Annotated in this window: 19 protein-coding genes; 11 read left to right on the top strand and 8 right to left on the bottom strand. The window is 68.7% G+C overall.

Annotated elements, in window-relative coordinates:
* Positions 1-167 precede the first annotated feature (167 nt).
* From N2M23_RS20965 to N2M23_RS08800, 3 genes are read left to right on the top strand one after another with little or no spacing between them, the layout of a single operon-like run.
* A complete protein-coding gene (locus N2M23_RS20965) occupies positions 168-1430 on the top strand; it encodes a cytochrome P450 (RefSeq protein ID WP_265444810.1) in 1263 nt (420 codons plus the stop codon).
* Positions 1431-1466: 36 nt separating this feature from the next.
* Positions 1467-2384: a 2-hydroxyacid dehydrogenase gene (locus tag N2M23_RS08805; protein ID WP_265444809.1), complete on the top strand. Its 918-nt coding sequence runs from the start codon at positions 1467-1469 to the stop codon at positions 2382-2384.
* A complete protein-coding gene (locus N2M23_RS08800) occupies positions 2381-3424 on the top strand; it encodes a hypothetical protein (RefSeq protein WP_265444807.1) in 1044 nt (347 codons plus the stop codon). The genes N2M23_RS08805 and N2M23_RS08800 overlap by 4 nt, the downstream gene beginning before the upstream one ends.
* On the opposite strand, the gene N2M23_RS08795 is transcribed toward N2M23_RS08800, so the two are convergent.
* Genes N2M23_RS08795 through N2M23_RS08785 form a run of 3 tightly spaced genes read right to left on the bottom strand, consistent with a single transcriptional unit; the run spans position 3345 to position 5300 of the window.
* Positions 3345-4385, bottom strand: a complete 1041-nt coding sequence (locus N2M23_RS08795; protein WP_265444805.1) for an MAB_1171c family putative transporter — start codon at positions 4383-4385, stop codon at positions 3345-3347. The two genes, N2M23_RS08800 and N2M23_RS08795, sit on opposite strands and share 80 nt — an antisense overlap.
* 1 nt (position 4386) lies before the next feature.
* Positions 4387-4848 (bottom strand): ImmA/IrrE family metallo-endopeptidase, encoded by a 462-nt coding sequence (locus N2M23_RS08790; RefSeq protein WP_265444804.1) that lies wholly within the window; start codon positions 4846-4848, stop codon positions 4387-4389.
* Entirely contained in the window at positions 4845-5300 is a 456-nt protein-coding gene (locus N2M23_RS08785) for a helix-turn-helix domain-containing protein (protein ID WP_265444803.1), read from the bottom strand. The genes N2M23_RS08790 and N2M23_RS08785 overlap by 4 nt, the downstream gene beginning before the upstream one ends.
* 180 nt (positions 5301-5480) lie before the next feature.
* Here N2M23_RS08785 and N2M23_RS08780 point away from each other — a divergent pair, with 180 nt between their 5' ends.
* The 7 genes from N2M23_RS08780 to ilvC all read left to right on the top strand — a co-directional run bounded on the left by N2M23_RS08780 (position 5481) and on the right by ilvC (position 13573).
* A complete protein-coding gene (locus tag N2M23_RS08780; protein WP_265444802.1) occupies positions 5481-6542 on the top strand; it encodes a PrpF domain-containing protein in 1062 nt (353 codons plus the stop codon).
* Entirely contained in the window at positions 6539-7615 is a 1077-nt protein-coding gene (locus N2M23_RS08775; protein ID WP_265444800.1) for an AbrB family transcriptional regulator, read from the top strand. The genes N2M23_RS08780 and N2M23_RS08775 overlap by 4 nt, the downstream gene beginning before the upstream one ends.
* Positions 7612-8142: a SixA phosphatase family protein gene (locus tag N2M23_RS08770; RefSeq protein ID WP_265444799.1), complete on the top strand. Its 531-nt coding sequence runs from the start codon at positions 7612-7614 to the stop codon at positions 8140-8142. Before N2M23_RS08775 ends, N2M23_RS08770 begins: the two co-directional genes overlap by 4 nt.
* A 45-nt stretch (positions 8143-8187) precedes the next feature.
* Positions 8188-9888, top strand: a complete 1701-nt coding sequence (gene ilvD, locus N2M23_RS08765) for a dihydroxy-acid dehydratase (RefSeq protein ID WP_265444797.1) — start codon at positions 8188-8190, stop codon at positions 9886-9888.
* Between the two features lie 226 nt (positions 9889-10114).
* The gene (locus tag N2M23_RS08760; RefSeq protein ID WP_425270204.1) at positions 10115-11977 is read left to right on the top strand and encodes an acetolactate synthase large subunit; all 1863 of its coding nucleotides are present in this window, start codon (positions 10115-10117) and stop codon (positions 11975-11977) included.
* Positions 11977-12489, top strand: coding sequence for an acetolactate synthase small subunit (gene ilvN / locus N2M23_RS08755; RefSeq protein WP_265444796.1), 513 nt, complete (start codon positions 11977-11979; stop codon positions 12487-12489). Before N2M23_RS08760 ends, ilvN begins: the two co-directional genes overlap by 1 nt.
* A gap of 49 nt (positions 12490-12538) precedes the next feature.
* Complete coding sequence (gene ilvC / locus N2M23_RS08750; RefSeq protein WP_265444794.1) at positions 12539-13573, top strand: ketol-acid reductoisomerase; 1035 nt, start codon at positions 12539-12541, stop codon at positions 13571-13573.
* Positions 13574-13638: 65 nt separating this feature from the next.
* On the opposite strand, the gene N2M23_RS08745 is transcribed toward ilvC, so the two are convergent.
* The 5 genes from N2M23_RS08745 to N2M23_RS08725 are packed head-to-tail and all read right to left on the bottom strand — an operon-like array spanning position 13639 to position 19533.
* Positions 13639-15276, bottom strand: coding sequence for an ATP-binding cassette domain-containing protein (locus N2M23_RS08745; protein ID WP_265444793.1), 1638 nt, complete (start codon positions 15274-15276; stop codon positions 13639-13641).
* Entirely contained in the window at positions 15273-16928 is a 1656-nt protein-coding gene (locus N2M23_RS08740) for an ATP-binding cassette domain-containing protein (protein ID WP_265444792.1), read from the bottom strand. Before N2M23_RS08740 ends, N2M23_RS08745 begins: the two co-directional genes overlap by 4 nt.
* A complete protein-coding gene (locus N2M23_RS08735; RefSeq protein ID WP_265444791.1) occupies positions 16912-17121 on the bottom strand; it encodes a hypothetical protein in 210 nt (69 codons plus the stop codon). Before N2M23_RS08735 ends, N2M23_RS08740 begins: the two co-directional genes overlap by 17 nt.
* Positions 17118-18167, bottom strand: a complete 1050-nt coding sequence (locus N2M23_RS08730) for a cytochrome d ubiquinol oxidase subunit II (protein WP_265444790.1) — start codon at positions 18165-18167, stop codon at positions 17118-17120. Before N2M23_RS08730 ends, N2M23_RS08735 begins: the two co-directional genes overlap by 4 nt.
* On the bottom strand, positions 18157-19533 hold the full coding sequence (locus N2M23_RS08725; protein ID WP_265444788.1) for a cytochrome ubiquinol oxidase subunit I: 1377 nt from the start codon (positions 19531-19533) through the stop codon (positions 18157-18159). Before N2M23_RS08725 ends, N2M23_RS08730 begins: the two co-directional genes overlap by 11 nt.
* Positions 19534-19738: 205 nt before the next feature.
* Between N2M23_RS08725 and N2M23_RS08720 the strand changes: the two genes are divergently transcribed.
* Positions 19739-20320: an NADPH-dependent FMN reductase gene (locus tag N2M23_RS08720; RefSeq protein WP_265444786.1), complete on the top strand. Its 582-nt coding sequence runs from the start codon at positions 19739-19741 to the stop codon at positions 20318-20320.
* The last annotated feature ends 375 nt before the right edge of the window (positions 20321-20695 follow it).

Raw genomic sequence — 20695 nt, 5'->3', positions numbered from 1 at the left:
GGCTGCCGACGTGCACTTTTGTGACGACGGTCGGCGGGAATGGGCAGGTGCGTGCGCCGGTGGTGCACTTTTGTGACGACGGTCGGCGGGAATGGGCAGGTGCGCCGGACTCGGATCGTAGGCGGCGGCCGTAGCGGGTGTGACCGGTTTCGCACTACGTTTGTAGCGTGAAGTCACCGATCGACTGGCAGGAGCTGCGGCTGGCGCGGGCCTTCGCCGGCCAGCTCTACTCGGCGAAACTCAAGACCCAGCTGGACGCCCGGCTGCGCGGCGACCCGCTCGCCCGGGTCGGCCTCACCCCATGGCATGGCGACCCCTACCCGCTCTACGACCAGGTGCGGGAGCGCGGCGAGCTCAGCCGTGGACGGTTGCCGGGCACGTGGGTGACCGCGACCCATGCCGTGTGCAAGGACGTGCTGAAGAATCGCGACTTTGGCACCGTCGGGCGCGAGGGGGTGGGCCGGGAGTCGGACGAGTTCGACCTGTCGATGCTGGAGAAGAACCCGCCCGACCACACCCGCCTGCGCCGGGTCGCCGCTCCGGCCTTCACCCCGCGCCGGATGGCCTCCTACGAGACCAGCATCGACAAGACCGTGCACTCGATGCTCGACCGGGTGCCCGCCGGCGAGACGTTCGACCTGCAGCGTGCGGTCTCGGCACCCCTGCCGATCAACGTGATCAGCGATCTGCTCGGGGTGCCGGACGCCGACGCCGACAGGTTCACCCGCTACGGCACCGCGCTCGGCAAGGCGCTCGACGGCATCAAGTCGATGCGGCACGCTCATCAGGCGTATGGCGCCAAGCTCGCGCTCGAGCGGATGTTCTCCCGACTGCTGCAGGAGCGCGCGGCGGACCCGCGTGACGACCTGCTGTCGGTGCTCGCGGCCGAACGTGGCGAGACGATCCGGCCGGAGGAGATCCTGCCGTTGTGTCAGCTGCTGCTGGTGGCCGGCTTCGAGACCACGGTCAACCTGATCGGCAACGCGGTCCACGCCCTTCTGCGGCACCCGGGCCAGTGGCAGTTGCTGGTCGACGACCCGTCGCTCGCGGCGGCCGCGATCGAGGAGACCCTGCGCTGGGACCCGCCGATCCAGTTCACCTCACGCGTGGCGATGCAGGAGACCGAGATCGCGAACACCGTTGTGAAAAAGGGCTATTGGGTTGTCACCGCACTCGGTGGCGCAAACCGCGATCCGGCAGCCTTCGGCCGGCCCAACGATTTCGACATCACCCGCACCGACGGCGGCGACCACCTCGCGTTCTCCAGCGGCATCCACTATTGCCTCGGCGCGGGCCTGGCCCGGCTCGAGGGCGAGATTGCGCTTCGCGCGATCGCCGAGCGCATGCCGAGGCTCCACCTGGCCGGCAAGGTGCCGATGCGACGCACCACGACCATCCGCGGCGTGCGCTCCCTGCCGGTGCGTGCCTGAGCACCACTGCCGGAGGCGGACGATACCGTGCAACGCATGGTCGTGGTTTCCATCGCGGAGCAGGAGTGGGTCGAGCCGCTGAGTGACGTGCCCGGGGTGGAGGTCGTGCACTGGGACATGAAGGCCGACCCGCCGCGGGACGACATCGAAGTGGTCGTCCCGCCATACATGGGCAACCCGAAGCGCCTCGAACGCCTCGCCCAGCTGCCGAAGCTGCAGGCGGTGCAACTCGTGACCGCCGGTTACGAGCACGCCATCCCTTATCTGCCGGACGGGGTGCAACTCGCCAACGGCCGCGGCATCCATGACACCTCGACCGCCGAGCTCGCGGTCGGTCTCGCGATTGCCGCGCAGCGCGGCATCGCCGAGGCGGTTCGGGCGCAGCCCGAGGGTGATTGGCTGCGTATGGCGGGACGACCGTCGCTGGCCGACCGGCATGCCCTGGTGATCGGCTACGGCTCGATCGGTCGCGCGCTCGCGAAGCGGCTGCTCGCCTTCGAGGTGGAGGTCACGGCGGTGGCCTCCAAGCCGCGCGACGGGGACGAGCTGGTCGACCGGGTGCACGGCATCGACGAGCTGCCCGACCTATTGCCGCAGCACGACGTCGTCTTCCTGATCGTGCCGTTGACCGACGCGACCCGTCATCTGGTCGACGCCGACTTCCTGGCTGCGATGCCGCCGAATGCGTTGCTGGTCAACGTAGCTCGCGGAGGAGTGGTCGACACCGACGCGCTCGTCGAGGCATGTGCGGCAGGCCGGGTGCGCGCGGCGCTGGATGTCACCGAGCCCGAGCCGCTGCCGCAGGAGCATCCGCTCTGGCGGACGCAGGGTGTGCTGATCACCCCACACGTGGGTGGCGCGACGACGGCCTTCACCCCGCGGGCACTGCGCCTCCTTCGCACCGAATTGCGCCGCTACGCGGCCGGCGAGCCATTGCAGAACCCGGTGCGGTGAAGCAGCGCTCCCTCGGCGTCCGGGTGCTGTGGCTGGCGATCGTCGCGCTCGGCGTGCAGGCAGTCTTCGTGCTGACGTATGTCGGGGCATTCGAGTCGGGCGCGGACCGACTCCGGGTGACCGTCGTGTCGCCCGACCGGGGCTGGGCGGGCCTGATGGCCAACCGGATCAATGCCATTGACGGTGGGCCGATCTGGGCCGACATCGGCTCCGATCGGGCAGGCGCCGAGCAGTCGCTGCGTCAGGATGATGTGCAGGCCGTGCTGGTCTTCGACCCACAACGCAAGCAGGACCTGCTGCTGACCAGCTCCGCGCAGGGGCAAACGGCCGCAACGGGACTGCGGCTGGCGATCACCCAGGTCGATGCGAGCCAGGGACGCACGGTCCGCGCGCAGGACATCACGCCGGTGCAACCGAACGATCCCGGCGGCGTGACCGGCTATTACCTGGTGGTGTGTTGGCTGGTCAGCGGATACCTGTTCGCGGCGTTGCTGGTGACCAGCCGCGACATCGTCCGTCGACCGGAGCGCCGTCACCCCGCGTGGTGGCTGGTCGGATCGCTCGTATTCGCAGCAGCCGCAGGGCTTTCCGGCAGTTTCCTGGTCACCGGCTTGCTGAGTGCCTTCGACACTGACACGGCCCAGCTCGCCGGTCTCGGTGCCCTGGTCGTGCTGACCGGTGCCGTGCTGACGCTGGCATTGGCTCGGCTCTTCGGCGGGTTCGGGCTCGGCCTGTCGGTGCTCGTGCTGGTCGCGGTCGGTGGTCCGGCCGCCGGCGGCGCTTATGGCTTCGCGTTGCTGCCGCCGGTCTGGAGTGCGGTGGTGCGGTGGCTGCCCGGCGGCGCCGGCGTCGACGCCGTGCGGTCGATCACCTACTTCGACGGCGATGGGCTGACTCTGCCGGTCGGCACCCTCGCCTGGTGGTTGGTGCTGGGCGCGCTCGTCGTCGTGCTCGCCGGCGTCAACGCTCCAGCGGCCACCCGTGGCCGACCCGCACGTCATGGCGCCGCTCCCGCGCGTAGGTCCGGCCGACGCGGGTGAGCCACTCGTCGTCGGTGCCGGCGCTCGCCACCCGGTGCCACACGCCGAGCGCGTGCAGGCCGTCGCAGATCTCGACCCGGCGCCGATAGAGCCGGAAGTCCAGGTCGCCCACTCGGCTCCCGGCAGGGTCCAGAGCCACGTGCGGCAGGGCGCCGACGACGTCGCGCCACAGCGGTTCCAGAGCGCGGTGCGCGCGCCATACCGACCACCGGGTGTGGCACCACAGCACGTGTCGCCACCAGATGGGAGCGGTCAGGCCGAGCATCATGATCGTCGCTCCGACGCCGGTCAGCACAGGGGAGGCGAACTCGATGGCCAGGTCCGGACCGTGCACCAGCCCGCTGCCGATGACGAGCAGGCGATTGAGGGAGAAGAGCAGGTAGCACGCGCTGCCTAGGGTCGTCGCGATCAGCGCGCCGCGCACCAGCGGGGATCGGACGTGGTGGAGAAAACGGCGTGCGGAGACGGCCAACGCAACCAGCGCGACCGTCATCGACAGGTGGTAGATGCCCATCAGTGCGGCGACCGACCACTCGTGCGCGCCGGCCGCGGAGAAGCCGAGTGCCGTCTCGGGCAGGGCCGACTCGGGCAGGTTCGCCCTGACCCACAGCACGATCGATGCCGCTACGGCGGTGCCCGCGATCGCGGTCCAGCGGCGCAGGGTCAGCTCGGCGTCGGCCCGCGGTCGGCTCCAATAGAGCACGGCCGCACCCACGGCGAGACTCCAGACGATGCCGCAGATGTTGATCAACAGACGCGTGGTGTTGGTCTCGCCGACGACCCGGTCGACGACGCCATAGACCCGAGGTGCGCCGAGCAGGAAGGCGGTGCCGCGTGCGACGAACGAGACAAGGATTGCCGTGACCGCCGGATTGGGGTGACTACGAAGGAAATTCAGACAGTAGACCGCACCGCACCAGCAGAGCAGGGCCGGCACCAGGAAGGCGATGTTGAGCAGCATGTCACCTGCCGAGCAGCCCGAAGGAGTCCAGCAGCCGGTGCACCTGCGGATCGACGGGCTGCAGGTGCAGCGGATCGGCCGCGCGGCGCAGATGCTGACCCAGCAGTGAGGCGATGACCTCTGCCTCGTACTCCAGCGGATCGGTGTAGGTGCTGCGGGTGAGCAGGCCATGGGCCTGGTCGCTGTGGTCACAGAGCAGATGACCGAGTTCGTGCAGCAGGATGTGCTGCTGGTGATCGGGGCTGGTCTGCGACTCGACGATGACGTAGTCGATGTCCGCGGTGCGCACCACCGCGCCGTGCACCGTCGCCGCGTCGAGGTGGGTGGCCGACCGCACCAGCTGTCGTCCGGTGTGCTGCTCGACGGCGGCGCAGATGTGGTCGAGCTCGCGACAACGCCAGACTCCTGCCGAGCGCAACAGACTCCTGCTGTGCTCATGCACTCGCCGGGCGCGATCGCTCATCCGTCGCCTTCGGCTTCGTCGTCGACCGGCGGTAGACCCTGTAGTTCGCGCACGTGGTCCAGCAGCGCGAGCACGGTCGAGCGACCGACGTCATCGAGGCCGACCGCCCGGAGGGCGATCGAACGAACACCGAGCTCGTCCAACTGGTCGCGTATGACGGCGTCCGACTCGTCCGGCAGCTGCCCGTCGAAGAAGTAGGACACCGGCACCCCGAAGTGGTCGGCGATCGCGAGCTGGAGCTCGGTCGACGGGTGGCTGCGCCGCCCGGTGCGCAATGCGGACAGGTAGGCGCCGCTGACCTTCAGACCGGGGGAGGACCGTTTGAGCGCGGCCGCGAGCTCGTCATTGGTGAGCGGTCCACTGTCAGACGATTGAGTTGTCCGCCGGTTTCGGACGAGAGCATCGAGTCGCCCGCCCCAGGACTGGGGATCCGGTGCGACACGACTGGACACCTTCCCATGATGTGGGTGAAACACCCGTCAGAACAAGGGTTTCCGACGACCTTGCTGTGTGACTCGACGCACAGGACACGGGGGTGGCCAAATCGGCGAACACTCGACACAATTCAACTGACAGTTGATTTTGTGGTTTCAGTCAGTTTCCGGTTGTCAGCCAGATGGAGCCAGCCAGCGATGTTTCTGTCCGTACCGGCGATGATGATGCGCGGCGGCACGTCGCGCGCCATGTACTTCCTCAAGTCCGACCTCGACGCCACGCATGCCGACCTCGACGAGTTGCTGCCCGCGGTCATGGGCTCGCCCGATCAGTTGCAGATCGACGGGCTCGGCGGTGGCAGTCCGACCACCAGCAAGGTCGCCATCGTGAGCCCGTCCCGTGAGCCCGATTGCGACGTCGACTATCTCTTTGCGCAGGTGCGTCCCGGCGCGATCGGCGTCGACTGGAAGCCCACCTGTGGCAACGTGCTCGTGGGGGTCGCCCCGTTCGCGATCGAGCGCGGCCTGGTCGGGTCCCGCGGTGCGCAGACGCCGGTGCGGGTGCGACTGGTCAACACCGGTGCCCGAGTCGAGTGTGTCGTCAACACCCCCTCCGGCCAGGTGGAGTATGCCGGGAGTCGTCACATCAGCGGCCTGACCCGGCCAGCCGCCCCCGTCTCCCTCGCATTCCGCGAATTCGCAGGAGGCACAACGGGATCGCTCTTCCCGGCCGGCAGCCGACAGGGTTGCGTGGACGGGGTGCCCTTCACCGCGATCGACGCGTGCGTCTGCGCGGTGCTGCTGCGGGCCACGGACCTCGGGCTCACCGGCGCCGAGAGTGCTGCCGCGCTGAACGAGGACTCGATGCTGCTGCGACGCATCGAGACGCTGCGTCGCGCGATCGGCGAGCGGATGGGACTGGGTGACGTCAGCGGCTCGGTGCTGCCCAAGGTGATGGTGCTGTCCGCCGGTGCGGACGGCGCCATCCGCTCCCGCTACTTCGTGCCGGACCAATGTCATCCGGCGCACGCGGTCTCGGGCGCCATCTGCCTCGCCAGCGCTGCCGCGCTGCCCGGGACGCTGGCTGCCGAGCTGGTGCCGAGCCGCGCGACGAGCGTGGTGGTGGAGCACCCGAGCGGCTCGCTCACCGTCGGCATCGACGTGGACGGTGGTTCGCCGACCGTCGCCCGAGTCGAACGCACGGCTCGCAAACTCTTCGATGGCACCGTTTTCGCGCAGGTGGGCAGGTTGGCCAGTTGACCCGCTGGATGACCGTCGTCGCCGGCACGCTCGTGCTCGGCGTCACCGGAGATGTCCTGGGCGTGCAGGCCTCCTGGCTGATCGCGGCGCTGGTCGCCGGCGGCGCGGTGGCGCTCGTGGGCGGGGAGGAGCTCACGCCGCCCAAGCAGCTGCTGCGCCCGGCGCAAGGGCTGGTCGGCGTGAGTGCTGCCGCCCCGTTGTCGTTCGTGACCTGGCCGCAGCTGCGGCAATACCTCGGGGTGTCCCTGGTCTGTGTCGTGCTGACGTTGGTGATCTGTCTCGGATCGAGTGCGCTGCTCACTCGCATCGCACCCGAGGTGCGCCCGGCGACCGCGGTGCTGTCGACGCTCGCCGGCGGGGCCAGCGGCATCTCGACCATGGCGCCGGAGCTCGATGTCGACCACCGCTACGTCGCGCTGTCGCAATACCTACGGCTGATCGTCGTCACCCTCACCATGCCCGCGCTGCTCGCGCTCGCCGGTGGGTCGTCGGGAAGCTCCGGCGCCGAGATCGGGCAGTTCGGTGCGGCCTCGGTCGCGATCCTCGCCGTCCTCGTGCTGGCTGTGGGGTATGCCGGCCGGCGGCTCCATCTGCCGGCGCCCTTCCTGCTCACCCCGCTGTTGGTCACCGCGGCGATAGGCATGGCTGGGGGAGCGGACGTGGTGCCGACGGCGCCGGTCTGGTTGAGCGCGTTGTCCTACATCGTGATCGGCTGGCAGGCCGGCGGCGCGTTCTCCCGCTCGTCGATCCGCGTCTTCGTCCGATTGCTTCCGGTGACCGCCACGTTCATCGCGGTCGCGCTCGTGGGCTGCTTCGGGCTGGCCGTTCTCGTGCAGCACTGGCTCGCCATACCGCTGTCGCAGGCCTACCTCGCGACCACCCCCGGCGGCATCTACGCGGTGCTGGCGGTTGCGCACGGCTCCGGCTCGAGCGCGGTGGTGACCACGATGCAGGTGGTGCGGTTGCTCGCCATGCTGTTGACAGCGATCATCGCGGCCAAGTTGCTTTCGCGGCGTGAGCAGCGGGTCGAGTCCACGGCTCGCACACAGGAAGTGACATCCTCGTCGGTATGACCGCACCCCGGCAGCTCATCGTCATCCGGCACGCGAAGGCCGCAAGCCCCGAATCCACCACCGACCACGAGCGAGCGCTCACTCCTCGGGGAGTCGCCGACGCCAAGGCGATGGGCGCGTGGCTCAAGGAGCAAGGCATCAGCGTCGACCTCGTGCTGTGCTCGACAGCCACCCGCACCCGGGAAACCTGGGCGGCGATCGTCGAAGGCGGCAAGCTCGGTGCGCTCGTCGAGCACGACCCGCGGATCTACAACGCATCGGTCGAGCGGCTGATCGGCGTCCTCCGCGAGCAGGGCAGGTCGGCCCGTTCGGTGGCTCTGGTCGGGCACGCTCCCGGCATACCGGGTCTTGCTGCGACGCTCAGTGAGGGCCGCGGCGACGACGACGAAAAGCTCAAGATGGCAAGCGGATTCCCAACGTGTACGGCGGGGTTGCTCGAGGTGGAGGTGCCGTGGAAGGACCTGACCGCCGGCGCCGCCGAACTGAGCAGGGTGCACACGGCGCGCGCCGACGAAGCGTCCGATTAGTGGGATCCTCGTCCCAACAGGTGGACGCGGGCATACGATGCCCACATGACCGACACGCCGGATCCCAAGCCCCGTAGCCGCGACGTCACCGACGGTCTGGAGAAGACCGCCGCGCGAGGGATGCTGCGCGCGGTAGGTCTCGGCGACGACGACTTCGCCAAACCCCAAGTGGGAGTGGCGAGTTCGTGGAACGAGATCACTCCGTGCAACCTCTCCCTGGAGCGGCTCGCCCAGGCGGTCAAGGAAGGCGTGCACGCAGCGGGGGGTTACCCGCTCGAATTCGGCACGATCAGCGTCTCCGACGGCATCTCGATGGGCCATGAGGGCATGCACTTCTCGCTGGTCTCGCGCGAGATCATCGCCGACTCCGTCGAGACGGTGATGAACGCCGAACGCCTCGACGGATCGGTGTTGCTCGCCGGTTGCGACAAGTCCCTGCCCGGCATGCTGATGGCCGCGGCACGGCTCGACCTGGCGAGTGTGTTCTTGTATGCCGGTTCGATCCTTCCGGGCATCGCCAAGCTGTCCGACGGCAGCGAGAAGCAGGTCACGATCATCGACGCCTTCGAGGCGGTCGGCGCCTGTGCCGCGGGCCGGATGAGCCGCGCGGACGTGGATGCGATCGAGCGGGCCATCTGTCCCGGCGAGGGAGCCTGCGGCGGCATGTATACCGCGAACACCATGGCGTCGGTCGCCGAGGCGATCGGTATGTCGTTGCCCGGCTCGGCCGCTCCGCCGGCCACCGACCGCCGCCGCGACGGATTCGCGCACAAGTCGGGTGAGGCCGTCGTGGAGCTGTTGCGCCGCGGGATCACCGCGCGCGACATCATGACCAAGGAGGCGTTCGAGAACGCCATCGCCGTCGTGATGGCCTTCGGCGGCTCGACCAACGCGGTGCTGCACCTGCTGGCGATCGCGCACGAGGCCGATGTGGACCTGGCCATCGACGACTTCCAGCGGGTCGGCGCCAAGGTGCCGCACCTGGCCGACGTCAAACCCTTCGGGCAGTTCGTGATGACCGACATCGACCGGGTGGGTGGTGTGCCGGTCGTGATGCGCGCCCTGCTCGACGCCGGGCTGCTGCACGGTGACTGCCTCACGGTCACCGGTCGCACGATCGCCGAGAACCTCGCTGACATCGCGCCGCCCGACACCGACGGCAAGGTGCTGCGTGCGATGAGCAAGCCGATCCACCCGACCGGTGGCCTGACGATCCTCAAGGGTTCGCTCGCCCCCGAGGGTGCGGTGGTGAAGTCGGCCGGTTTCGACAGCGATGTATTCGAAGGAACCGCAAGGGTTTTCGACGGGGAGCGGGCCGCCATGGATGCGGTCGAGGACGGCTCGCTGAAGTCCGGAGACGTTGTCGTCATACGTTATGAAGGGCCGAAGGGCGGTCCTGGCATGCGGGAGATGCTCGCGGTGACCGGCGCCATCAAGGGCGCGGGTCTCGGCAAGGACGTGCTGCTGCTCACCGACGGCCGCTTCTCCGGAGGCACTACCGGACTGTGCGTCGGCCACGTAGCGCCGGAGGCGGTCGACGAGGGGCCCATCGCGTTCGTCCGTGACGGCGACCGCATCCGGCTCGACGTCGCCGGCGGCACGCTCGACCTGCTGGTCGACGAAGCCGAGCTCGACCACCGTCGGGCCGCGGGCGTGAGCCAGCCGGAGCCGAAGTACACCCGCGGGGTGCTGGCGAAATATCGCAAGTTGGTCGGTAGCGCGAGCGGCGGGGCGGTCTGCGACTGATGCCGGCCACCGAGCGGAGTGTCCACATGACGAGACGTGCGTCTCAGAATGTTGACCTTCGCTCGGTTGGCGGCGGAGACTGTCCGCGTGGCACGAATTCTCGTACTTCCCAGGCGCGCAAGCTGATTCGACGACTCAGCTAGCGCGCCAGCCCTCACTACCCGAAATCGGGATTGAGGGTTTTTTTGTGCTCAACGTCCGTTAACGAACCACGAGGGACGACATCGTGACAACGCAGATCCCGACCCCAGCAGAGGTCGCGGCAAAGGCCTCGGCACCGGCCGCCGCGCAGGAAGTGACCGGAGCGCAGAGCCTCGTGCTCGCGCTCGAGGCGGCCGGCGTCGAGGTCGTATTCGGGCTCCCCGGCGGTGCGATCCTGCCGGCATACGACCCGCTGCTGGACTCGGTGAAGCTGCGCCACATCCTGGTGCGGCACGAGCAGGGCGCCGGGCATGCGGCCGAGGGTTACGCGTCGGCGACCGGCAAGGTCGGGGTGTGTATGGCGACCAGCGGGCCCGGCGCGACCAACCTGGTCACCGCGATCGCCGACGCCTACATGGACTCGGTGCCGATGGTCGCGATCACCGGACAGGTCAACTCCCGGACCATCGGCACGGACGCCTTCCAGGAGGCCGACATCCGGGGCATCACCATGCCGATCACCAAACACAGCTACCTGGTGACCGATGCCGCCGACATCCCGGCGGCGGTCAAGGAGGCGTTCCACATCGCGTCCACCGGTCGACCGGGCCCGGTGCTGGTCGACATCACCAAGGACGCGCTCGTTGCCAAGACGCACTTCGAGTGGCCGGCTGACGTGGAGTTGCCGGGCTACAAGCCGGTGACCCGCCCGCACCACAAGCAGATCAAGGCCGCCGCGAAGCTGATCCGCGAGGCGAAGCGCCCGGTGTTCTACCTGGGCGGCGGCGTCGTCCGGGCCGGAGCCGCCGACGAACTGCGCGAGCTGGTCGACCTGACCCGGATCCCGCTGGTGACGACTCTGATGGCGCGGGGCGCGGTCCCGGACAGTCACCCCCTGCACCTGGGCATGCCCGGGATGCACGGGTCGGTCGCCGCGGTGACCGCGCTGCAGAAGGCGGACCTGCTGATCACGCTCGGCGCGCGATTCGACGACCGGGTGACCGGCGACCTTGCGTCGTTCGCGCCCGGCGCGAAGGTGATCCATGCGGACATCGACCCGGCCGAGATCTCCAAGAACCGCGCCGCCGACGTGCCGATCGTCGGCGACGCCCGCGAGGTGATCCGCGACCTCACGACCGCGCTGCGCACCGACATCGAGGCCGGCAACGGCGGTGACTACGAGGCGTGGCGACAGCGCACCAAGGGCTGGACGCGCACCTACCCGCTGGGCTACACGACGCCGGAGGCCGCGACCGCGATTGCCCCGCAGTACGTCATCGAGCGGCTCGGCGCTCTGTCCGGACCCGACGCGGTGTACGCCGCAGGCGTCGGGCAGCACCAGATGTGGGCCGCGCAGTTCGTGCAGTACGAACGACCGAACGCCTGGCTCAACTCCGGAGGGCTTGGCACCATGGGCTATTCGGTGCCGGCCGCGATGGGCGCGAAGGTCGGCGAACCCGACCGCACCGTCTGGTCGATCGACGGCGACGGCTGCTTCCAGATGACCAATCAGGAGCTGGCCACCTGTGTGATCAACAAGATCCCGATCAAGGTCGCGATCATCAACAACTCCAGCCTCGGCATGGTGCGTCAGTGGCAGACGCTGTTCTACAACGAGCGCTACTCCAACACCGACCTGCACACCGCCATCGGTGAGTCGCGCGTCCCCGACTTCGTCAAGCTCGCCGAGGCCTACGGGTGCGTCGGCTTGCGCTGTGAGAAGCCGGAAGATGTCGACGCCACCATTGCAAAAGCGTTGGAGATCAACGACGTTCCGGTGGTGATCGACTTCGTCGTCGAGCGCGACGCGATGGTGTGGCCGATGGTGCCGGCCGGCGTCTCGAACGACCTGGTGACGACCGCGCGCGCCATGACGCCGGTTTGGGACCGCGACGACGACGCCGCGATCAGCGAGGAGACCGCGATCATCGAAGAGGAGGAGCGCTGATGGCACGTCATACCCTGTCGGTGCTGGTGGAGGACAAACCCGGTGTGCTGGCACGCATTTCGGGGTTGATCTCCCGGCGTGGGTTCAACATCAACTCGCTCGCGGTCGGTCCGACCGAGCACCCCGAGATGTCCCGTATGACGATCGTCGTCGACGTCGACGAGACCGCGCTGGAGCAGGTCACCAAGCAGCTCAACAAGCTCGTCGAGGTGCTCAAGGTGGTCGAGCTGGAGACCAGCGCATCGGTGCAGCGGGAGCTGGTGCTGATCAAGGTCCGCTGCGATGCCACCTCGCGCGCCGAGATTGTTCAACTCACCCAGATGTTCCGCTGCAACGTGGTCGACGTCGGCCTCGACTCGGTTGTCATCGAGGCGACCGGCACCCCGGAGAAGCTCGACGCACTGCTCGCGGTGCTCGAACCCTACGGCGTGCGCGAGATCGTGCAGTCCGGTCTCGTCGCGGTGGGGCGTGGTGGCAAGTCGATCACTGACCGCGGTCGCAAGACCGCCTGAAAACCAAACATTCCCAACGAAGTTCACGCAACACTACAAGGAGATTCCAGTGGCCGAGATGTTCTATGACGACGACGCCGACCTGTCGGTGATCCAGGGTCGCAAGGTTGCCGTCATCGGCTACGGCAGCCAGGGCCACGCCCACGCGCTCAACCTGCGGGACTCGGGTGTCGACGTTCGCGTCGGCCTGCGCGACGGCTCGTCGTCCAAGGAGAAGGCCGAGAACGAGGGCCTGCGCGTGGTGCCGGTCGCCGACGCCGTCAAGGAGGCCGATGTCGTGGTCATCCTCGCCCCGGACCAGGTGCAGCGCACCCTCTACACGGAGCAGATCGAGCCCAACCTGCAGGATGGTGCGGCGCTCGTCTTCGGGCACGGCTTCAACATCCGTTACGACTACATCAAGCCCAAGTCCGACTCCGACGTGCTGATGGTCGCGCCGAAGGGCCCGGGTCACATCGTGCGACGCGAGTATGTCGACGGCCGTGGGGTGCCCGTGCTCCTGGCAGTTGAGCAGGACGCTTCGGGCAACGCGTGGGACCTGGCGAAGTCCTACGCGAAGGCGATCGGCGGCCTGCGCGCCGGCGGCATCAAGACGACCTTCACCGAGGAGACCGAGACCGACCTGTTCGGTGAGCAGTCGGTGCTTTGTGGCGGTGCTTCGCAGCTGGTGCAGTACGGCTTCGAGACCCTGACCGAGGCCGGTTATCAGCCGGAGGTCGCCTACTTCGAGTGTCTGCACGAGCTGAAGCTGATCGTCGACCTGATGATCGAGGGCGGCATTGCCAAGCAGCGCTGGTCGGTCTCCGACACCGCGGAGTACGGCGACTACGTCTCCGGCCCGCGCGTCATCGACCCGCACGTGAAGGAGAACATGCAGGGGGTGCTGAAGGACATCCAGGACGGCACCTTCGCCAAGCGGTTCATCGACGACCAGGACGCCGGCGCGCCGGAGTTCAAGGCGTTCCGGGAGAAGGGCGCGCAGCACCCGATCGAGAAGACCGGCAAGGAGCTGCGTGGCCTGATGAGCTGGCTGAAGGACAACGACACGGACACCGATTACGTGGAGGGTTCAGCCGCCCGCTGACAGCAGCGCGAGGACACGAGCGAGGTACGAGCGAGGCCCGCAGCGGTGCGCGGAAGCGGGCAGTTCTACACCGCCCGCTGACCCGTTTGAGGCGAAGGCCGCACCCGAGAAGCGTTCTCGGGTGCGGCTTTTCGTTGCCGGTCGTCAAGTGACATGAGGCGGGTGTCGGCCCACGGCACCAGCCGCAGGTCACGATCGTGGATCGCTGCAACCACGGTGGTGGCAGGCAAGTGCTCGCGGATCGCCCGTAGTGTCCTTGTGGCGGTGTCCGGGTCGAGGCCGTCGGTGGGTTCGTCGAGCAACAGCACGCGCGGCGCGGCCGCGACCGCCCGCGCGATCGTCAGCCGGCGCTGCTCACCACCGGACAGGGCCCGGGCGCCTCCGGCACCGACGGTGTCGTCGAGGAGCACGTCGGTCAGTCCGAAGTCATCCAGCAGGGCCCGTGCTTCTTCCTCGCTGAGTTGCGGGGCACCGAGTCGTAGGTTGGCCAGCACGTCCGCGCCGATCAGCGGATCATCGACTGCAACGGATACCAGGTGCCCGGGACGGAGCCGGTCGGTCGGCACCCCGCCGATCACCACGTCGGCAACAGCCTCACCCGCCAGTTGCCGCAGGAGCGTTGTCTTTCCGGCCCCTGAGCGACCGCTGATCACCAGCGTCCCGCCGGCCTTGACCGCCAGATCTAGCGAGTGCGCGCCGGGGACCCGCAACTCGGTGGCGGCCAGGTCGTTCTCCGCTGGTGCTTCGCGCGCGCCGGGCGCAGCCTCCTCGGTCCGCAGGCGCCGTGCGGCCCGCGTCGCCTCGGTCGCAGCGGCCGCCGCGGCCCCGAATCCCTCGACGAGTTGGAGTGTCCCGGCCGCGAGCAGCGCGATGAGTGCGACAGTCGCGACGTCGGTCGTGCCACCGGAGCGCACCGGGCCGAGCGCCGCGAGCACGGTCACGCCGCTGAGCACGCCGGCCCACGTGCCGGCCGCGGCGAGCCGTAGTCCGCGGGTCGCCTCCTGTGCGGTGAACCCGGCCAGTCTGCGTTGCGCCTCCTGCGCCGCGACGTCGGCCGCGCCGAGGGAGACCAACTCGGGCAACGCCTCGCCGACCGCGATGATGCGACCGCGCGCCGACGCGCGCAGCTCGGCCGGATCGGGGACTCGGCTTCCGGCTCGCCAGGCGAAGCCGGCGACGGCCACCACGCCGATTCCCAGCACGATCGCGGCGTATGACGAGAGTGTCGCGGTGACCGCGATCCCGGCCAGGCCGACCGCCGCCGTCGTCAACACCGGTGCCGCGGCGCTCGCCAGCAGTCCATCAAGCGCATCGACATCACGCATCGCCTGGTCCAGTGCGGCGCCGCGCTGCACCGCCGCGACCTGTGGGAGCGGGGCCCGGGCCAGGTCCAGAAAGAGCCGAACTCGCAGGCGTACCAGCCATTTCAGCGTCGCGGCGTGCACCAGGAGTCGCTGCAGGTAGCGGGTGGCGATGCGGGTGATCGCGAGTGCCCGCACGACCCCGCTGGGGGTCACGTAGGAAAACGTGGACCCGGGCTGATTGCCCGCGACCGCGCAACTGGCGATGAACCAGCCCGACGCGCCGAGTAGGCCGACCGCGCTCGCGTCGGCGAGGAAGCCGACCGTGACGCCGGCGAGCAACAGCAGCGCCGGTGCACCGCGCAACTGCCGGAGCGCTCGCAGTAGCGGGTGGCCGGTCACGTGCGTTCCTCCACGTGCACGGTGGCGCGCTCGATGCGCCATACGACATCGGCCCGCTCGATCAGCGCGGGGGAGTGCGTGGCGATCACGACCGTGCGGCCGGCGGATGCCGCGAGCAAGCCGTCGAGGACGTCCTGCTCGGTGCGCGCGTCGAGGTGCGCGGTCGGCTCGTCGAGCAGCCAGAGGGCGCTGCCCCGCAGGATCGCCCGTGCCACGGCGACCCGGCGGGCCTCACCTGCGGACAGCGGATGCCCGCCGTCGCCGACGGGCTCGTCGAGCCCGGCCGGCAGGCTGTCGACCAGTTGCGTCAGGCCGGCGCCCGCGGCAGCGCGCGCGACCCGGTCATCGCCTGCTGTCGGGTGGCCCAGGCGAATGTTGTCGCCGAGGGTGTCGGGGAGGATGACGGTGCGTTGGCCGATCCAGCTCGCTGCGCCTGGGGTCGGCTCGACGGATTGTCCGTCGCTCACCCAGCGGGTAATGCCGGAGGTCGGTATGCGCATGCCTGAGATGCATTGCAGGAGAGTGGTTTTCCCCGATCCAGATGGTCCGACGAGAGCGACGACCGCGCCCGCTGCCGCGGTCGCGGTGACGTCCCTCAGCACGGTGCGTCCGTGCAGTCGGACCGTCACTCCCGACAGTTGCACCGCCGGCGGCTCGGGCATTGGTGCGGCGCTGGTCATGGCGGGAGCATCGGCGTCGTGCATCAGCACTGCCGCGGCTGCCTGCGCGCGGTCCTTCTCGTGATAGCCGCCAGCCACCGCGCGCAGCGGCTCGTAATAGAGCGGCACGAGCAGCAGCACCGCGAGGCCGGTCGCCAGGTCGAGGTCGCCGCCGGGCAGATGCAGATAGCCGAGCAGGGTCAGGCCGACGTAGGTCGCCGCGATCGCGATGGCGAAGGTGACGATCGTGTCGAGCACGGCGGCCGAGACGAACGCACGGCGCAACACCCGCATCGTCGAACGACTGAGGTCGGCAGCGGCGGCCTCCACCGTCGCCGCCTCGCGTTCCGCGGCGCCCAGGGAGCGGAGCGTGCGCAGTGCGGCGAAGCGGTCGAGGAAGATGTCGGACAGCCGTCGTACGTCGGCCAGCTGACGCTCACTCGCGTCGCGCGCCGACAGGCCGGCCAGTCGGAGGTTGGCCGGGATGAAGGGCGTCGTGAGCAGCAGCAGGACCGCCACCGGCCAGTGCTGCCAGGCGACGACGATCAGCACGACCGCGCAGCTCGGCCCGGCGGCCAGCGCAGCGGGCGCGGCGGCGCGGTGGTATGACGCGACGTCCTGTGCCAGTTCGATCGTCTCGTGCGCGAGCCGCGCCGGTGACTCGATGGCGTGCGGGCGGGTGGCGGCGGCAAGGGTCCGGGACTGCACCCAGCGCGCGATCTGCTGCTGACCTGCGGCTTCGGCGCGTGCAGCGCAGGCCCGGCACCCTGCGCCGAGTAGGAGCGCGAGCAGGCCGAGTGCTCCCCAGAGCGTGAAGCTGCCGCCGGCGACCAGGTGTGCGACGCATTCCCACCACAGCACCAGGGCCGTGATCGCCCCGACTCGCCACGCCGCCGCGGTGCGAAGGTTTCCTCCGCCGGGTTTCCTTGCAAGAGTGAGGAATTGGTCGGCGTCGGCGGTCGATGTGCCGACCGGATCAGTCGAAATCGTCATCGTCGTCACTGACACGGCTGTGCCATGCCCAGACCGCAATGCTCCCGACGATCAGCAGGCCGATGGCGACGCGGGTGAGCAGTTCGCTGTGCACCTGCGGGTAGCCGCCGAACATGTCGATGCACATCGCGTAGAGCACGATGCCGAGCGCGACGAGCACCAGCACGCCGAGCCCGCGCAGCACGCGGCTCATCGGCGGTCACCTCCCTTGGTGGGCCGTATCGCGGCGCCGACCGGCGTCATACCCGATGGTCGGTGCTCTGCCGGCAGGCGGTACTTCCCACGGAACACGTGATGCGCATACCAGTTGTAGAAGAACACCAGCGGGATGTTGATGCCGACGCCGATCAGCAGGAAGGTCAGCGCGCCACTCGGGGCAGCCGCGCTGTCGATCGTCACGTCGGGTGGCACCACGAGCGGTGCAATGCCGACGAAAAGCGCTACCAGTCCTGCGATTTCAGCCGTCACCACCCCACGGAACGCCAGCGAGTCCGGGCCGCGGGCGAAACCGATCCAGGCGGCTCCGGCGGCCACCACTGCCACCACCACGAGCAGCCAGAAGGCGATGCCACGCGCGGTCGGATGCAGCTGGAGCGGCGCGGCGGTGGCGCCGGTCCACAGCGCGGTGATCAGGACGAATGGGACTGCAAAGACCAGCAATACGCGCCCGGAGGCCGCGGCGCGATGCTCGGTCGCGCCCTCGCTCTTGTGCTGCAGGTATGCCGCGCCGGCAACCGCATAGACCAGCACCGTCGAGATGGCGGTGAACACCGAGAACGGCGCGAAGAAGTCGAACGTGCCCCCGGCGAAAACCTGGCGCTCGACCCGCACGCCGTTGAGCAGGCCGCCGATCACGAAGCCCTGCGCCACCGCTGCGACCAGCGACCCCGCCCCGAACGCGAACGACCAAACGGCAGGCGTACGAGGCGAACTCGAGACCATTTCGATCGCGACCCCGCGGAAGATCAGTGAGAACAACATGATCACCAGCGGCAGGTAGAGCGCGGGCAACATGGCACCGTAGGCCGCCGGGAGCCCGCCCCACAGGGACACCCCGAGCAGCACGATCCAGGACTCGTTGCCGTCCCACGCGGTCGCGACGATCTCGATCATCGAGCGGCGGCGTTCGCGGTTCGGTTCGCCGAGCAGCAGGATGCCGATGCCGAGGTCGTAACCGTCGAGCAGGACGTACATCGTCAGACAGAGCGCGATGATCCCGAACCAGAAGTCAGCGGCCATCCGCGGGCACCTCCAACGTGTCGGGTCCACTGCGAACGGTGCGTATGACGTAGCCGATCCAGACCGCGAGCATTGTCAGGTAGATCAACAGGAAACCGACGAACGTCGCGATGACCGTGCCGGTCGCCAGGTGCGAGGCGCCGTCGGTGGTGCGCAGCTGCCCGTAGACCAGCCATGGCTGGCGGCCGGTCTCGGCGGTCATCCAGCCGCCGATGATGGCGATCACGCCGATCGGCATCAGCCACATCACGAAGGTGTGGAACCAGTGCGCGTAGTAGAGCCTCCGTCGCAGCCGCAGGACGACCGCGATCATCGCCGCCGCGAACATGAACATCGATCCGTAGAACATCATCCGGAAGCCGTAGAAGGAGCCCCACACGTTGGCCCGCAGGTCGGGCTTGACCGCATCAGCGCCCGGGGTGGTGCTCTTGCCGGACAGGTCCTTGGCGCCGATCGCGCTGCCCAGCCACGGCACGCCGATCTCGACAGCGTTGCGGTTGGCCTTCTCGTCGGGCACCACGAACAGCAGGTAGCTGTTCTGCGTGGAGACCCGATGTCCTTCGATCGCAACGATTTTCGCGGGCTGGTCGGGGCCGACGTAGTAGCCGGCGACGTTGTCGCCGAGCCACAGCTGCATCGGCAGGAGTATGGCGATGACGCCCATCGACCAGGAGAACGTCTTGCGGGCGAACGCGAGCGAACGTCCGGCACGCAGGTAGTAGGCGCCCACGCCGGCGACCAGGAACGCGGCCGAGATGAGCACCGCGAGCAGCATGTGCGGGAAGCGCCACGGGAAGGACGGGTTGAAGATCGCATGCCACCAGTTGGTCGGCTGGAACTGCCCGTTCACCATGCGGTAACCGGCCGGCGTCTGCATCCAGGAGTTCGCGGCAAGGATCCAGGTCGTCGACAGGATCGTGCCGAGCGCGACCAGGCAGCAGCAGATGAACATGGTGCGCTCGCGGACGCGGCCATCGCCATACAGCATGACGCCGATGAAGCCGGCCTCCAAGAAGAACGCGGTGACGACCTCCATGCCGATGATCGGGCCGAGGATCGGGCCGGTTGCGGCGGCGAACGGGCCCCAGTTGAGCCCGAATTCGAAGGTGATGACGGTGCCGGCGACGACGCCGAGCGCGAAGCCGACGGCGAAGATCCGTTTCCAGAAGCGGAAGATCTGCAGGTAGACCGGCTTGTGGGTGCGTAGGTAGGCGCCGTAGACGGCCGCGAGGAAGACCGACAATCCGACGGTGATCGCCGGGAAGGTCATGTGGAAGGCGATGGTGACCGCGAACTGCCACCGCGACATCGCGATCAGATCGGGGGAGAGATCTGCCGCGGCAAGGAGCGGGCCTGCGCTCGTCATACTGCCCCCGATCCCTAGCACTACGACGGGTGATCGCCGGATGAGTCATTCGTACCGCATCGAGCACCGCGGACGGGCGTGAACTTGGCAGTTGGTCCGGGCGGCCGGAATACCCCGCGGGGGTCTGCCGTTGGGCAGCAGTGTCGGTTTCGCATCGTGAGATTCAGATTCCGATTCATGAGACCACTTCAGGAGGCAGTCCGACATGAGCACCACCACCCCGATGATCCGGTTGGTCGTCGCCAGCACCCGCCCCGTGCGGGTCGGCGATCAGTTGGCCGAACAAATCGCCCCCCGGCTTGCCGCCGCGACGGGGGCGAACGTCGAGGTCACCGATCTCGCCGAGCTCGACCTGCCGTTCCTGGATGAGCCGCGGATGCCGGCGCTGGGTGACTACCAGCAGGAACACACCAAGCGGTGGGCGCAGCTGATCGAGGGCAGCGACGCGGTCGTCTTCGTCAGTCCGCAGTACAACGGCGGCTACCCCGCGTCACTGAAGAACGCCATCGACTTCCTCTATGCGGAGTGGGACGACAAGCCCGGCCTGCTCATCACCTATGGCGGACGCGGCGGCGGTATGGCGGCGGAGGCTCTGCGCAATGTCTTCGCCTTCGTCAAGATGCGGATGGTGGAGCCGCCTGTCGCGATCACGCTCGGGCAGGACGACTACGGCCCCGACGGCCGGCTGGTGGACGCGGCTGCAGTGGTCGCCCGCAACGAGCCGGGCCTCGCCGCGGCAGGGTCGGCGCTGGCCGCGGAGATGGCCGCCGAAGTGTCCGAATCATGAGAATCAGGTATCGCGAAGTGGACGACGCGGCGTACTCTTCGACGTTATGACGCGGTGGATCATCCTCATTCCCAGCCGCGGCGAGCTCTAGGTCAGCCCCTCGCCGCGGAGAACCCGCGCTGCGCTGACCACTCGCAATCGCCTTAATTTGCAACACCGTTCGGCTTCCAAACTTGGGGGATGAGCCGAACCGAGATCCCCCGGAGGATGACATGACCGAAGAACAGCAGGAGTCCCGCCGCGCGTTGCAGGAGTCGATGGACCTGCGCGACTGAGTTCTTTCGTTCGGCTCCCCGCGCGCCAGTCGCGGGCGGTCAGCAGTGGCCCGCTGGCTCGCTCGATCCGCCTGACGTAGGTCGTCGTCGGATAGCCCTG

Source organism: Flexivirga meconopsidis, assembly GCF_026162425.1.
GTDB classification, from domain to species: domain Bacteria; phylum Actinomycetota; class Actinomycetes; order Actinomycetales; family Dermatophilaceae; genus Flexivirga; species Flexivirga meconopsidis.
This window is presented reverse-complemented; position numbering and strand designations above follow the sequence as displayed.